General features: G+C 65.9%; 14 protein-coding genes. 6 read left to right on the forward strand and 8 right to left on the reverse strand.

The features are described from left to right. Position 1 precedes the first annotated feature (1 nt). Entirely contained in the window at positions 2-787 is a 786-nt protein-coding gene (locus AC1DN9_RS05030; protein WP_478097860.1) for an IclR family transcriptional regulator domain-containing protein, read from the reverse strand. A gap of 128 nt (positions 788-915) precedes the next feature. Here AC1DN9_RS05030 and AC1DN9_RS05035 point away from each other — a divergent pair, with 128 nt between their 5' ends. From AC1DN9_RS05035 to AC1DN9_RS05060, 6 genes are all read left to right on the forward strand, one after another. Continuing rightward, complete coding sequence (locus tag AC1DN9_RS05035) at positions 916-1,617, forward strand: 3-oxoacid CoA-transferase subunit A (protein ID WP_478097862.1); 702 nt, start codon at positions 916-918, stop codon at positions 1,615-1,617. Positions 1,618-1,702: 85 nt separating this feature from the next. Then, a complete protein-coding gene (locus AC1DN9_RS05040) occupies positions 1,703-2,356 on the forward strand; it encodes a 3-oxoacid CoA-transferase subunit B (RefSeq protein WP_478097864.1) in 654 nt (217 codons plus the stop codon). A 30-nt stretch (positions 2,357-2,386) separates the two neighbouring features. Beyond that, a complete protein-coding gene (gene pcaF, locus AC1DN9_RS05045) occupies positions 2,387-3,592 on the forward strand; it encodes a 3-oxoadipyl-CoA thiolase (protein ID WP_478097865.1) in 1,206 nt (401 codons plus the stop codon). A gap of 137 nt (positions 3,593-3,729) precedes the next feature. Next, positions 3,730-4,734 carry a Bug family tripartite tricarboxylate transporter substrate binding protein gene (locus AC1DN9_RS05050; RefSeq protein ID WP_478097867.1) on the forward strand — a complete coding sequence of 335 codons (1,005 nt, stop codon included), beginning with the start codon at positions 3,730-3,732 and terminating at the stop codon, positions 4,732-4,734. A 111-nt stretch (positions 4,735-4,845) separates the two neighbouring features. Beyond that, positions 4,846-5,067 carry a hypothetical protein gene (locus AC1DN9_RS05055; RefSeq protein ID WP_478097869.1) on the forward strand — a complete coding sequence of 74 codons (222 nt, stop codon included), beginning with the start codon at positions 4,846-4,848 and terminating at the stop codon, positions 5,065-5,067. A 31-nt stretch (positions 5,068-5,098) separates the two neighbouring features. Next, positions 5,099-5,476, forward strand: coding sequence for a hypothetical protein (locus tag AC1DN9_RS05060; RefSeq protein WP_478097871.1), 378 nt, complete (start codon positions 5,099-5,101; stop codon positions 5,474-5,476). Between the two features lie 19 nt (positions 5,477-5,495). On the opposite strand, the gene AC1DN9_RS05065 is transcribed toward AC1DN9_RS05060, so the two are convergent. From AC1DN9_RS05065 to AC1DN9_RS05095, 7 genes are all read right to left on the reverse strand, one after another. Beyond that, positions 5,496-5,903: a MarR family winged helix-turn-helix transcriptional regulator gene (locus AC1DN9_RS05065; RefSeq protein ID WP_478097873.1), complete on the reverse strand. Its 408-nt coding sequence runs from the start codon at positions 5,901-5,903 to the stop codon at positions 5,496-5,498. Positions 5,904-6,018: 115 nt separating this feature from the next. Further along, positions 6,019-7,743, reverse strand: coding sequence for an acyl-CoA dehydrogenase family protein (locus AC1DN9_RS05070; RefSeq protein WP_478097875.1), 1,725 nt, complete (start codon positions 7,741-7,743; stop codon positions 6,019-6,021). Positions 7,744-7,761: 18 nt separating this feature from the next. Then, entirely contained in the window at positions 7,762-8,490 is a 729-nt protein-coding gene (locus AC1DN9_RS05075) for an ABC transporter ATP-binding protein (protein WP_478097877.1), read from the reverse strand. A gap of 1 nt (position 8,491) precedes the next feature. Continuing rightward, positions 8,492-10,303 carry a branched-chain amino acid ABC transporter ATP-binding protein/permease gene (locus tag AC1DN9_RS05080; RefSeq protein WP_478097879.1) on the reverse strand — a complete coding sequence of 604 codons (1,812 nt, stop codon included), beginning with the start codon at positions 10,301-10,303 and terminating at the stop codon, positions 8,492-8,494. 1 nt (position 10,304) lies between these two features. Then, positions 10,305-11,345 (reverse strand): branched-chain amino acid ABC transporter permease, encoded by a 1,041-nt coding sequence (locus AC1DN9_RS05085; RefSeq protein ID WP_478097881.1) that lies wholly within the window; start codon positions 11,343-11,345, stop codon positions 10,305-10,307. Positions 11,346-11,375: 30 nt separating this feature from the next. After that, positions 11,376-12,518, reverse strand: coding sequence for an ABC transporter substrate-binding protein (locus tag AC1DN9_RS05090; RefSeq protein WP_478097883.1), 1,143 nt, complete (start codon positions 12,516-12,518; stop codon positions 11,376-11,378). A gap of 47 nt (positions 12,519-12,565) precedes the next feature. Further along, positions 12,566-13,330, reverse strand: coding sequence for an SDR family NAD(P)-dependent oxidoreductase (locus tag AC1DN9_RS05095; RefSeq protein ID WP_478097884.1), 765 nt, complete (start codon positions 13,328-13,330; stop codon positions 12,566-12,568). Between the last annotated feature and the right edge of the window lie 8 nt (positions 13,331-13,338).

Below are 13,338 nucleotides of genomic sequence, written 5' to 3' on the forward strand. Positions count from 1 at the left end.
TTCAGAGAAGGCGGGAAATCTCCGCCGCCGAGGCCAGCAGCGCGGGCAGCATGGTTTCCTGCATCACCTTGGCACTCGTGCGGTTGGCCTGGCCGCTGATGTTGAGCGCTGCGACGGCGCGGCCCGCACGATCGACGATCGGCGCGGCGATCGAGATCAATCCTTCCTCCAGTTCCTGATTGACCAGGCACCATCTCTGCCGCCGCGCCTGCACCACCTTGGCGAAGAGGGCGTCGATGTCGGTCAGCGTATGTTTGGTGAAGGCTTCGCGCGTCGACGCGGCGAGCCGGTCGCGGATGTCCTCGTCATCGAGATCGGCGAGCAACAGTCGGCCCATCGAGGTGCAGTAGGCCGGGAGGCGCGAGCCCACGCCGAGGCTGATGCGCATGATCTTGTGCGTGGGGACGCGCAGCACATAGACGATATCGGTGGCGTCGAGCACGGCCGCCGAACATGATTCCTGCACCTGCTGCACCAATGCTTCCATGACCGGCTCGGCGCGGTTCCAGATCGGCATCGACGAGAGGTAGGCGAATCCCAGGTCGAGGATGCGCGGCGTGAGGCTGAAGAGCTTGCCGTCGCTGTGGACATAGCCAAGCGTCTGCAAAGTCAGCAGGATGCGGCGCGCGCCCGCTCGGGTGAGGCCGCTCGAGGCCGCGACCTCGCTGAGCGTCTGTCGCGCCGCGGTGGCGCTGAACGAGCGAATCACCTGGAGCCCGCGTGCGAAGGACTGCACGTAGCTGTCGCCGGGCGCGGGTGCAACGGGGTGTTTCCGGTGGGTTGCCATGGAGTGCGATGTTCTCTAGAATTCATTATACGAACAACTGTTCGCGTATCGAACAAATTGGCGAATATATTGCAAGCCACCGCGTTCGACCTTCCACTCGGTTTCTTCCCTTCCCGGAGACAGAATTCATGATCAACAAGATCGCGCGTTCGATCGCTGATGCCATGGCAGGCATCCAGGACGGCGCCACGGTGCTGATCGGCGGCTTCGGCACCGCCGGCATTCCCAACGAACTCATCGACGGCCTGATCGAACAGGGCGCCAAGGACCTCACAGTTGTCAACAACAACGCTGGCAATGCCGAGGCGGGCCTCGCGGCGCTGCTCAAGGCGGGTCGCGTCCGCAAGATCATCTGCAGCTTTCCGCGTCAGGCCGACAGCTACGTGTTCGACGAGCTCTATCGTTCGGGCAAGCTCGAACTGGAACTCGTGCCCCAAGGCAACCTGGCCGAGCGCATCCGCGCCGCAGGCGCCGGTGTCGGCGCGTTCTTCTGCCCGACCGGCTTCGGTACGGAATTGGCGGGTGATCGCGAGACGCGCGAAATCGACGGCAAGCAGTACGTGCTCGAATACCCGATCCGCGGCGACGTCGCACTGATCAAGGCCGAAAAGGGCGACCGTTGGGGCAACCTCGTGTACCGCAAGGCCGCGCGCAACTTCGGCCCGGTGATGGCCATGGCGGCGGACCGCACCATCGCCACCGTGCACGAGATCGCCGAACTCGGCGAGATGGACCCCGAGACCATCGTCACGCCCGGCATCTTCGTCAACAGGATCGTCAAGATCGACCGCGTCGCCACGCAGGCCGGCGGCTTCAAGAAGGCAGCATGAACATGTACCCCCACACTCATCACTTCGTGTATTCGTTGCCCCCCGAGGGGGCGCATGCCTCCCTTGAGGCGGCTCGGCGGGAGGCATGACCATGAGCAGCAACTACCAACGCCGCACCAAGGACCAGCTCGCAGCGCGCGTCGCGCAGGACATCTTCGACGGCGCCGTCGTCAATCTCGGCATCGGCCAGCCCACGCTCGTCGCCAATCACCTGCCCGCCGGCCGCGAAGTCATCCTGCACAGCGAGAACGGCATCCTCGGCATGGGCCCCGCGCCCGCCGAAGGCCAGGAGGACTATGACCTCATCAATGCCGGCAAGCAGCCGGTCACCCTGCTGGCGGGTGGCGCGTACTTCCACCATGCCGACAGCTTCGCGATGATGCGCGGCGGCCATCTCGACATCTGCGTGCTGGGCGCGTTCCAGGTCTCCGCCACCGGCGATCTCGCAAACTGGAGCACCGGCGAGCAAGGCGCGATTCCCGCTGTCGGCGGCGCGATGGACCTTGCCATCGGCGCCAAGCAAACCTGGGTGATGATGGATTTGCTCACCAAGAAGGGCGAGAGCAAGATCGTCGACAAGTGCACCTATCCGTTGACCGGCATCGGTTGCGTGAAGCGGGTGTATTCCGACCTCGCCACCCTCGAATGCACGCCTTCGGGGCTGAAGCTGATCGACAAGGTCGACGGCCTCGAACATGCCGAACTCGAAAAATTGGTCGGCCTGCCGATCGCCATCTGATCAACTGAAATCGACGAAGAGACACACACCATGACCAACGAAGCCTTCATCTGCGACGCTGTCCGTACCCCCTTCGGCCGCTACGGCGGTTCGCTCTCCAGCGTGCGCGCCGATGACCTCGGCGCGGTGCCGCTCAGGGCGCTCATGGAGCGCAACAAGAACGTCGACTGGCAGGCCGTCGCCGACGTGCTCTATGGCTGCGCCAACCAGGCCGGCGAGGACAACCGCAACGTCGCGCGCATGTCGGCGCTGCTCGCGGGCCTGCCGCTCGAAGTCGGCGGCGGCACGATCAACCGCCTGTGCGGTTCGGGCCTGGATGCGCTCGGCAGCGCAGCGCGTGCCATCAAGGCCGGCGAGGCCGGCCTGATGATCGCCGGCGGCGTCGAAAGCATGAGCCGCGCGCCCTTCGTGATGCCCAAGGCCGAGAGCGCCTTCAGCCGCGCGAACGCGGTCTATGACACCACCATCGGCTGGCGTTTCGTCAACAAGCTGATGAAGGCGCAATACGGCGTGGATTCGATGCCCGAGACGGCCGAGAACGTCGCAACCGACTACAAGATCGAGCGCGAGGCGCAGGACCGCATGGCACTCGCTTCGCAGCAGCGCGCCGTTGCGGCGCAGAAGTCGGGCTTCTTCGATGCCGAGATCGTGCCCGTCACGGTCGCGCAGAAGAAGGGGGATCCGATCATCGTCGCGAAGGATGAGCATCCGCGCGACACCAGCCTGGAGGCGCTGGCCAAGCTCAAGGGCGTGGTGCGTCCTGACGGCACCGTGACCGCCGGCAATGCCAGCGGCGTGAACGACGGCGCCGCCGCGCTGTTGCTCGCCGACGAGGCGAGCGCGGCCAAGTACGGCCTCACGCCGCGCGCCCGCGTGGTGGGCATGGCAACCGTCGGTGTGCCGCCTCGCATCATGGGCATCGGTCCGGCGCCCGCGACCGAGAAGGTGCTCAAGCTGACCGGCCTGAAGCTCGACCAGATCGACGTGATCGAACTCAATGAAGCCTTTGCTGCACAGGGCCTCGCGGTGCTGCGTCTCCTGGGCCTGAAGGACGACGACGCGCGCGTGAACATCAATGGCGGCGCGATCGCGTTGGGCCACCCGCTGGGTGCGAGTGGTGCGCGGCTCGCCACCACCGCCATCAACCAGCTGCACAAGGGCGGCGGCCGCTATGCGCTGTGCACGATGTGCATCGGCGTGGGGCAGGGCATCGCGGTCATCCTCGAGCGGGTTTGATCATCTGAGCCCATCCGTTGGCCTGGGCCGACCGCATTGCGGGTGCCCGGGCTTCGCTGTGCCTGCATGCCGGCCGCGCGAGCCACTTCCTTCTTCACCACTCGTTCATCATCGGGCCCCTTGCCCAAGGAAAATTCATGACTTTCAGATTGCTATCGTCGCGTCGTCAATTCGGTCTAGCCACCTTCGCGCTGGCGGCCAATGCCTTGCTGCCGGTCCCGGCCGGCGCACAGCAATCCCGGACCAAGCCGATCCGCATCGTCGTGCCGTTCACCCCCGGTGGCGGCAATGACGTGTTCGCGCGCCAGATGGCCAAGAGCCTCGGCGAGCTTCGCAATCAGGGCGTCGTGGTCGAGAACAAGCCCGGTGCGGGCGGCAATCTCGGCACCGAATACGTGGTGAGAAGCGCGCCGGACGGCACGACCTTGCTGCTGGGGCATTCGGGCACGGTGTCTATCAACCCCGCGCTCTACAGCCATCTCAAGTTCGACACTCAGAAGGACCTCGCGCCGGTGGCAATGTTCGCGTCTTCGGCCTTGCTGCTGGTCGTCCCGGCAAGCTCGCCGGTGAAGACGGTGGCTGATCTCGTGGCCGCCGCGAAGGCGGGGCCCGGATCGATCAACTACGCGTCCAGCGGGAGCGGCACCGGCGGTCATCTCACCGGTGAGATGCTCGGGCAGAAGAGTGGCGTGAAGATCAACCACATCCCCTACAAGGGCACGGCGCCTGCGTTGACCGATCTGGTGGGCGGGCAGGTACAGATGATGTTCAGCGTCATCCCGCCTGCATTGGCGCTGGTCAAGAGCGGGCGCCTGCGGGCTGTGGCTGTCACTGGAAGCAAGCGGCTGCCGTCGTTGCCGGATGTGCCGACTGTGGCCGAATCCGGCGTGCCGGGCCTCGCGAAGTTCGAGAGCACCTTGACCTACGGCATCCTCGCGCCGCGCGGTACGCCCGAAGCGTTCGTCAAGGAGCTATCGGGCCAGATGCTCAAGGTCGCGGCGACGGAAGAGTTCCAGTCGAGGCTCGGCGTCGAAGGCGCGGTGCCTCTCCTGGGCGGGAGCGCCGAGTACGCGGCGCTGATCCGCAAGGAAAGCGCCCAGTGGGCCGAGATCGTCAAGGTTTCCGGGGCCTCCGTGGAGTAAGCACGCGGACCGGTGCGGCCTGCCGCCGCTCCGCTGTGGCCGGGCGCCCTGGTTGATGTAAGGCAAACCTCTACGATTGCCGCCTGGCTCGGGCGTGTGCAGAATTTCGGAATGTCCGTACCGTCGACATCGCCCGCAGCCCTCCAGGACGCAGAGCTTCAAAACCTCGCGTCGGAGTGGCGTCTTCGCGCAATGCAAGGCGACCAACTCGCCCATCGCATGGCCCAGGCGCTCGAGGCGGAGCAGCGTCGCCGTATTCGCGACACCGGCCTGCAGACCCTGCCGCCCGCGGCTTCGCGGCGTAGCTCGACGCCTTGGTGGAAATTCTGGTGAAAAACTTCCGGAACGGATTTCACGCTGAAGAATGATCACCATCGATTTCGGTATCGGTCTCGCGCTGCTCAGCCTCTTTGGCGCGACGTTTCTGTCCAACGTCCTCGCCCGCAGGCGCGACAAGGTTCAAGAACTCGATCCGCTCACGCGTGAGGCGCGCGAGCTTCTGTTAGTGGAGCGCACGGCGCCTGTTCCGCAAAGCCCCACGCTGACGCCCGCGCATTGGGCGCGTCTCGAATCGCTGCAACCCGACTGGCGGCGGCAGACTTTCCATACTGCGCGCACGCGCTACGTCGAGGCGCGCTCTGCGTTTTCCCACCATGAGTTCAACGGCGAGCTCTACTATCCGAATCCTTCATTGATCGCCGATGCCGCCTACGACCTGCTGCGGCTGACGGAGCGCTTCTAGTCTCGCGCAGGCCTGGGGCCTAGTGGTACATCTTCTGGAGCAGCCGGATCAGCGTTTCGCGCTCGCGAGACGTCAGGCGCGCGCTGGCATCCGCTTCGAGTTGCATCACGGTCTGCTCTGCCTCGCGGATCAATTCCTCGCCGGCCGGCGTGAGATAGAGGCCAATGGCTCGGCCATCATGCGGATGCGGCCGGCGCTCGATCAGGCCGCGGCTGTCCATCGTCGCGATCAAGCTCACCAGATTGGGCGGCAGGATGTCGAGCGTGGAGCAAAGCTGGCGCGAGGTGGCGCCGGGGTTGTGCGCGATGAGTGACAGGACGGAGAAGTCGACCTGCTTCAGTCCATACGCTGCCATGCGCTCCGCAAATACCTGGCTCACGACGTGCCACGCACGGCGCGCGTTATAGCCGACGAGGGTCTCTAGCATGCGGGTATCCAGTCGATCGGACCGCTGAGCGTGGACATGGGTGTCGGAGGTGGATTTCTTTCGGGAAACTGCCATGGCGCAAGCGTAACTGTCTTCTGGCTTCGAAGGGCGTTTCTCAGGCGACAACCCGCGTGGTGACCGCTTCGCAGGCGCGCTTGACGATGCCCAGGCGCATCTCGAATTCCGGCAACACCCAGCGGCGGAAGGCGGCGCCCGGGTTGGACCAGCGGGCGTCGTCCGGCGAGGCACGTTCGATGCGAGCCCATGCCCATGCAAGAAGCGCAAGCATCACAACGCGCAGATAGTCATCGGCCACCTCGTAAGGCAAGGTCGTATCGACCTGTGACGCCATGGCGATGGTGGTGGTGAGGTAGCGCAGTTGCGCCAGTCGTCGCTGCACATCGGCATCGATCTCGCGGGAGGCTTCCAGTTCGTCACGCAATTCGACCAGCAGGCCGGACATCCCGGCACCGCCATCGGCGAGCACCTTGCGCACGAGCAGGTCGATGGCCTGGATCTCGTTGGTGCCTTCGTAGATCATGGTCACGCGCGAATCGCGCACGATTTGCTCGATGCCCCATTCGCGCACGTATCCGTGGCCGCCGAACACCTGCAGGCATTCGCTGGCACCCTGGAAGGCCTGCTGCGTGCAGGCGGCCTTCAGGACGGGCGTGATGAGCGCACACCAGCGCTGTGCGCGTTCGCGCGCCTTGGGGTCTTCGTCGTGGCGCGCGACATCGAGCAGCACGGCGGTGCGATAGGCGATCGCGCGGGCGCCGTCGATCCAGCCGCGCTGGGTGTCGAGGATGCGGCGAATGGCCGGATGCTCCGCCACGAGGTCGGCCGACTCGCTGCCGCGGCTTTCAGGCGCGGGGCCGGGGGCGCGCATCTGCCGACGCTCGTGCGCATAGGCGTCCGCCTTCTGCCAGGCCGCGTCGAGCAGCCCGATGCCTTGCAGCGCGACGTGCAGGCGCGCCGCGTTCATCATCACGAACATCGCGGCGAGGCCGCGGTTCGGTTCTCCAATGAGCCAGCCGGTTGCACCGTCGAAGCGCATGACGCAGGTCGAGCTGCCGTGCAGGCCCATCTTTTCCTCGATGCGCTCGCAGTGCACGGCGTTGCGCGATCCGTCAGGCAGCACCTTGGGCACGAGCACCAGCGACAGGCCCTTGGGCCCGGCCGGCGCGTCGGGCAGACGGCACAGCACCAGGTGAATGATGTTCTTGGTGAGATCGTGCTCGCCACCGGAAATGAAGATCTTGCCGCCCGAGACATGGAAGCTGCCGTCGGGTGCCGCGATTGCGCGCGTGCGCACCTGCCCCAGATCGCTGCCTGCGTGGGCCTCGGTCAGGCACATCGTCGCCAGCCACTCGCCCGTGGCGACCTTCGAGAGATAGCGCTGCTTCAACTCGTCGCTGCCGTGGTGCTTGAGGCATTCGTAGGCGCCGTGCAACAGTCCAGGGGCCATCGTCAGGCCATGGTTCGCCGCGCTCAGCCACTCGAAGAGCACGGCTTCGAGCACGGCGGGCAAGCCTTGGCCGCCATCTTCCGTGGCGGCCGAGAGTGCCGGCCATCCGCCGTCGACGAGGGCTTGGTAGGCGTCGCGGAACCCCGGCGGCGTGACGACCTGGCCGTCGACCATCCTGCAGCCGATTTCGTCGCCGTCGCGGTTGAGCGGCGCGATGACTTCGGCGACGAACTTGCCGGCTTCTTCGAGCACCTGCGTGTGTAGCGCGTCGTCCACTTCAGCGAAAGGTGGCAGCGCGCGCAGCCGGGAGGCGGCGCCGAGCACCGCGTTCAACACGAAGCTCACGTCGTCGGGGCGTGGCTGATAGTTCATGGCAATCCGCCGCTTTCGTCAGGCGCGCTTGGCGCCAAGATAGGTGTCGATCACCCGCGAATCGCCCGCGAGCTGGCGCGCCTCGCCCTCGACACTCACGCTGCCCATCTCGAGCACGTAGCCGTGATCCGCCACTTCGAGCGCCGCGCGCGCGTTCTGCTCGACCAGCAGGATCGTCACGCCGGTCTGGCGCAGCGCGGTCACGGTGCGGAAGATCTCCTGCACCACGAGCGGCGCCAACCCCAGGCTGGGTTCGTCGAGCATCAACAGCGAAGGCCGCGACATCAGCGCCCGGCCCACGGCGAGCATCTGCCGTTCGCCGCCCGAAAGCGTGCCTGCGAGTTGCGCGCGGCGCTCCTTGAGGCGCGGGAAGATGGTGTAGACCTCGTCGATGCGATCACGCCACTGACGGTTGCCCAGACGCACCTGACGAAAGCCGCCGAGCACGAGGTTGTCTTCCACGGGCATCGTGCCGAAGAGCTCGCGCTTCTCCGGCACCAGTGCGACGCCGAGCATCACGCGTTCTTCGAGCGACAGGCCATCGATGGCCTGTCCTCGGAATTCGATCGTTCCTTTGGAGGGCAGCACGCCCATGAGCGCATTGAGCAAGGTGGATTTGCCGGCGCCGTTCGGGCCGATCACGGTCACCACACTGCCTTGGCCCGCCTGGAGATCGATGCCGTGCAGCACCTCGGCGCGGCCATAGCCGGCGCGCAGGTTCCTGATACTCAAAAGAGGTGTCGTCATGTCAGTGCTCGGTTCCCAGATAGGCGGCGCGCACTTTCGGGCTCTGCTGCACTTCGGCTGGCGTGCCTTCCATCAGGTGGGTGCCGAACTCCATCACGACGATGTGGTCGCAGATGTCCATCACGAGGTCCATGTCGTGCTCGACCAAGAGGATGCTCATGCCTTCGCTACGCAAGGTGCGCAGCACATCGGCCAGCGCCTGCTTCTCCTTGTGGCGCAAGCCGGCGGCGGGTTCGTCGAGCAACACGAGTGCAGGATCGGCACAGAGAGCGCGCGCGATTTCAAGCAGACGCTGCTGCCCCATCGCGAGGTTTCCGGCGAGCTCCTGCAGGTAATCGCCCATGCCGACGCGCCGCAGTTGCCGTTCGGCTTCGCGGAACAGCTGGCGTTCTTCGCCACGGTCCGTGTGCAGCATCGCCGCGATCGCGCCCTTGTAGCCGCGCAGATGCCCGCCGAGCGCGACGTTCTCGAGCACGGTCATGTCGGGCACCATCTTCACGTGCTGGAAGGTGCGCGAGACACCGCGCTCGGCGATCGCGCGCGAGGGGAGTCCGCCGATGGCCTCGCCGCGAAATTTCACCGCGCCGCTCGTCAGGCTCAACACACCCGTCACCAGATTGAAGGTGGTTGACTTGCCGGCGCCGTTGGGCCCGATCAGTCCGACGATCTGGCCCGCGCGGGTCTGGAAGCTGATGTCGTTCACCGCCACCAGGCCGCCGAAGGTCTTGCGGATCGATTGAACGTCGAGCACCACTTCGCCGGCGGCGGGCTTTGCGCGTGCCGGCAGATCCGCGGCACCACCCCAGTCGACTGCGCGCTGTGGACGCGGCAGGCGCCGGTCGACAAAGTCCCAGAGCCCATTGGGCAGGTACTTGAGCACCAGCACGATCATGATGCCGAACACGATCAGCTCGTAGCTGCCGCTGGTGCCGATGAGCTTGGGCAGCAGCACCTGCAACTGGTCTTCGAGCAGCTTGACGACGCCCGCGCCGGTCATGGCGCCCCAGACGTGCGCCGCGCCGCCGAGCACCACCATGAACAGGTATTCGATGCCCATCTTGATGCCGAAGGGCGACGGGTTGACCGTGCGCTGGAAGTGCGCGAAGAGCCAGCCGGAAATCGACGCGAGCATGGCGGCCAGCACGAAGATGCCGACCTTGTGTCGCAGGGTGTTCACGCCCATCGCTTCCGCCATTTGCGAGCCGCCCGCCAGGGCGCGAATGGCGCGACCGCTGCGCGAATCGAGCAGCCGGATCACCGCGAACGTGGCGAGCAGCGCGAAGGTCCAGGTCACCGCATAGAACACACGCTGCTGGCCGACCTCGATGCCGAACAAGTTCAGGCCCTTGACCCCCAGGATGCCGTCGTACTTGCCGAGCGCATCGAGGTTGCCCATCAGGTAATAGAGCGACAGCGCCCACGCGATCGTCGCCAGCGGGAGGTAGTGGCCCGACATCCGCAGCGTGATGCCGCCGATGATCGCGGCGCTCACTCCCGTCAGCGCGAGCCCGATGAACAGCGTGAGCCACGGCGAGAGGCCGTAGTTCACGCTCAGATAGGCCGTGGTGTAGGCGCCGATGCCGACGAAGGCGGCTTGCCCGAAGGAGGTGAGGCCACCGACGCCGGTGAGCAGCACCAGGCCGAGCACAGGCAGCGTGTAGATGCCGATGTAGTTGAGCTGGATGATCCAGAAATTCGGCAGCGGCAGCAGCGGAAGCGCCGCAAGGATCACGACGAGTGCGAGCGGGCCCCAAGTGCGCAGGCCGCTCTTGCGAGGTGCTTCGGTCGCCAGTGGATTGAGCGTGGCTTGCATGTCAGTGGTCCTCATCCGAGTGGCCACTGCGCAGCGAACGCCAGAGCAACACCGGCAGGATGATGGTGAACACGATCACTTCCTTGAACGAGCTGGCCCAGAAGGAGCCGAAGGATTCGATGACACCCACGCCCAGCGCTCCGATCAGCGCGCCCGGATAGCTCGCGAGCCCGCCGATCACACCGGCCACGAAGCCCTTGAGCCCGATCAGGAAGCCGGAGTCGTAGAAGATCGTCGTCGTCGGCCCGATCAGCAGTCCGGACAGCGCGCCGATCAATGCGGCCATGGCGAAAGTGAGCTGTCCCGCTGTTTGCGTCGAGATGCCCATCAGCCGCGCGCCAAGCCGGTTCACAGCGGTGGCCCGCAGCGCCTTGCCGTACAGCGTGCGCTCGAAGTACAGCCACAGCATCACGATCAGCGCAGCCGAGGCAATGAAGATGATCACGGCCTGGCCATTGACGTTGAGCGGCCCGATGGCGAAGCGCTCGTCCCAGAACGGTGGGTTGCGAAAGCCTTCGGCGCCGAAGAAGAGGAGCCCCAGGCCGGTCATCGCGAAATGCACGCCGACCGAGACGATGAGCAGCACCAGCGAGCTCGCGCCCGCAAGTGACTGGTAAGCCACGCGATAGACCAGCGGACCGTACGCCGTGACGATGCAGATCGTCAGCAGCGCCTGTAGTGCCAGCGGAAGCTGGCGAGGTGCGGCCCAAGCCGAAATGGCGCAGATGATGGCAGGTACCGCGAACGTGCGCGCAGCTGCAATCAGCGCCGGCGCGAGCCGTCCGCGGTGGCGCCAGGTGCTCGCCAACTCCATGAGCGCGGCGACGCCGGCAAGGATCAACAGCAGCCACACGGTGCCGGGCACCTTGCCTGTCTGGAAGATGGCCAGGGTGAGGGCGCCGTACGCGACGAACTCGCCCTGGGGGATGAAGATGACGCGCGTCACGGTGAACACGAGCACGATGCCCATGCCAAGAAGCGCATAGACCGCCCCGTTCGTGAGTCCGTCCAGCGTCAGGATGCTGGCGATTGAGAAATCCATGGGGGGCTTTGCGCTCGTGTTCGTCCGTGCTCAGGGCTGTGCGTCGACCTTGAACTGGCCGTTCACGACCTTGAGCATCACGCCGGTTTCGTTGGTGTAACCCCAGTGGTTGTCCGGCGTCCAGTTGAGCACGCCGTGCGCGAGCGTGGTACGGCCCATGGTCTCCATGGCATCGCGCAGCGCTGCGCGGAATTCGGGCGTGCCGGGCTTGCCCTTCTTGAGCGCGATCGGCACGGCCTTCTCGAGCACCGTGAGCGCGTCGGCGCCGTGGCCGGCGAACTGGTTGCGCGAGCCGGGGCCGTAGGCCTTCTCGTACTGGTCGACGAACGCGACCGCGGCCTTCTTCGACGGATGGTTGTCAGGCAACTGCTCGGCGACGGTGGCGGGGCCGGAGACGACGTAGGTGCCTTCAGCATCCTTGCCTGCAGTGCGCATCAGATCCTGCGTGGCGGCGGCGTGCGTCTGGTAGACCTTGCCCTTGTAGCCGCGCTCCATCACCGCCTTCTGAGGCATGCCCGCGCCGCTGCCTGAGGCGACGATCAGGATGGCGTCGGGGTTGGCCGACGTGAGCTTGAGCACCTGGGCGGTGACGCTGGTGTCTGCGCGGCCGAAGCGCTCGGCGGCGACGATCTTCATGCCGTTCTTCTCGGCCTCGGCCGTGAGCGCCTTGAGCCAGAGTTCGCCATAGGCGTCGGTATAGCCCAGGAAGCCGATCGTCTTGATCTTCTGTGCCTTCATGTGCTGCACGACGGCATAGGCCATGACGTCGTTCGACTGGGGCAGACGGAAGGTCCACTTGTCCTTGCCGGGCGGCAGCCCTGCGGGCGATGCGGCGAGCTGGACGGTGCCCGACTCCGCGGCCACGTCGGCCATCGGGATCGCCACCGGCGTGGCGGCCGAGCCGAGGATGACGTCGACCTTGTCTTCGGTCACCAGGCGCTGGGTGTCCTTGACGCCGGTGGTCGGGTCGGTCGCATCGTCGAGCATGACGATCTTGAGGTTTTCGCCCGCGATGGTCTTCGGCCACAGCGCGATCTGGTTCTTCATCGGGATGCCAAGGCCGGAAGCCGGACCGGTGAGCGGCAGAACCACGCCGACGGTGAGGTCAGCGTGCGCGACTCCGAAGAGGCCGAGTACCAGTGCGGCGGCGAGGGTTGCTTTCTTGAAATTCATGAGGACTGTCTCCTTGGGTGGCGAACAAAAAACTCGGGGCTGCAGGTTCAGCGCGGTGCCATGCGCAGTGCGCCGTCGAGACGGATCACTTCACCGTTGAGGTGGCCGTTGGTCACGATATGACAGGCCAGTTCGGCGAATTCCGAAGGCTTGCCCAGGCGCGGCGGGAACGGGATCGACGCCGCCAGCGATTGCTGGATCGGCTCCGGCAGTTCCTTGAGCAGCGGCGTGGCGAACAGGCCTGGAGCAATCGTGCAGACACGGATGCTGTGCTGCGCGAGATCGCGCGCCATCGGCAGCGTCATGCCGACGAGGCCCCCTTTCGAGGCGCTGTAGGCTTGCTGCCCCACCTGGCCGTCGAAAGCCGCGACCGACGCGGTGAACATCATCACGCCGCGCTCGCCGCCTTCGAGCGGATCGAGCTTCGCGCAGCGCGCCGCATAGAGTCGGCTGATGTTGTAGGCGCCGACCAGGTTGACATTGACCACGCGCACGAAGTCTTCGAGCGGGGCGGGGTTGCCGTCCTTGCCGACGATGCGCTTGGCGCTGCCGATGCCGGCGACATTCATGAGGATGCGGGCGGGGCCGTGCGCAGCCTCGGCCTTGTCGAGGGCGGCGGTGACGCTGTCGGCCTGCGTGATGTCGCAGACGCAGGCGATGCCGCCGATCTCGGCCGCCACCTTCTCGGCCAGTGCGGCATTGACGTCGAGCACGGCCACCTTGGCGCCCCGTCGCGCGAGCTCGCGCGCGGTTGCCTCACCGAGGCCGGAAGCGCCACCAGTGACGAGTGCTGCTTGTCCTTGGATGTTCATGAAGGTTG

Source organism: Variovorax sp. 05L425 (assembly GCF_056397705.1).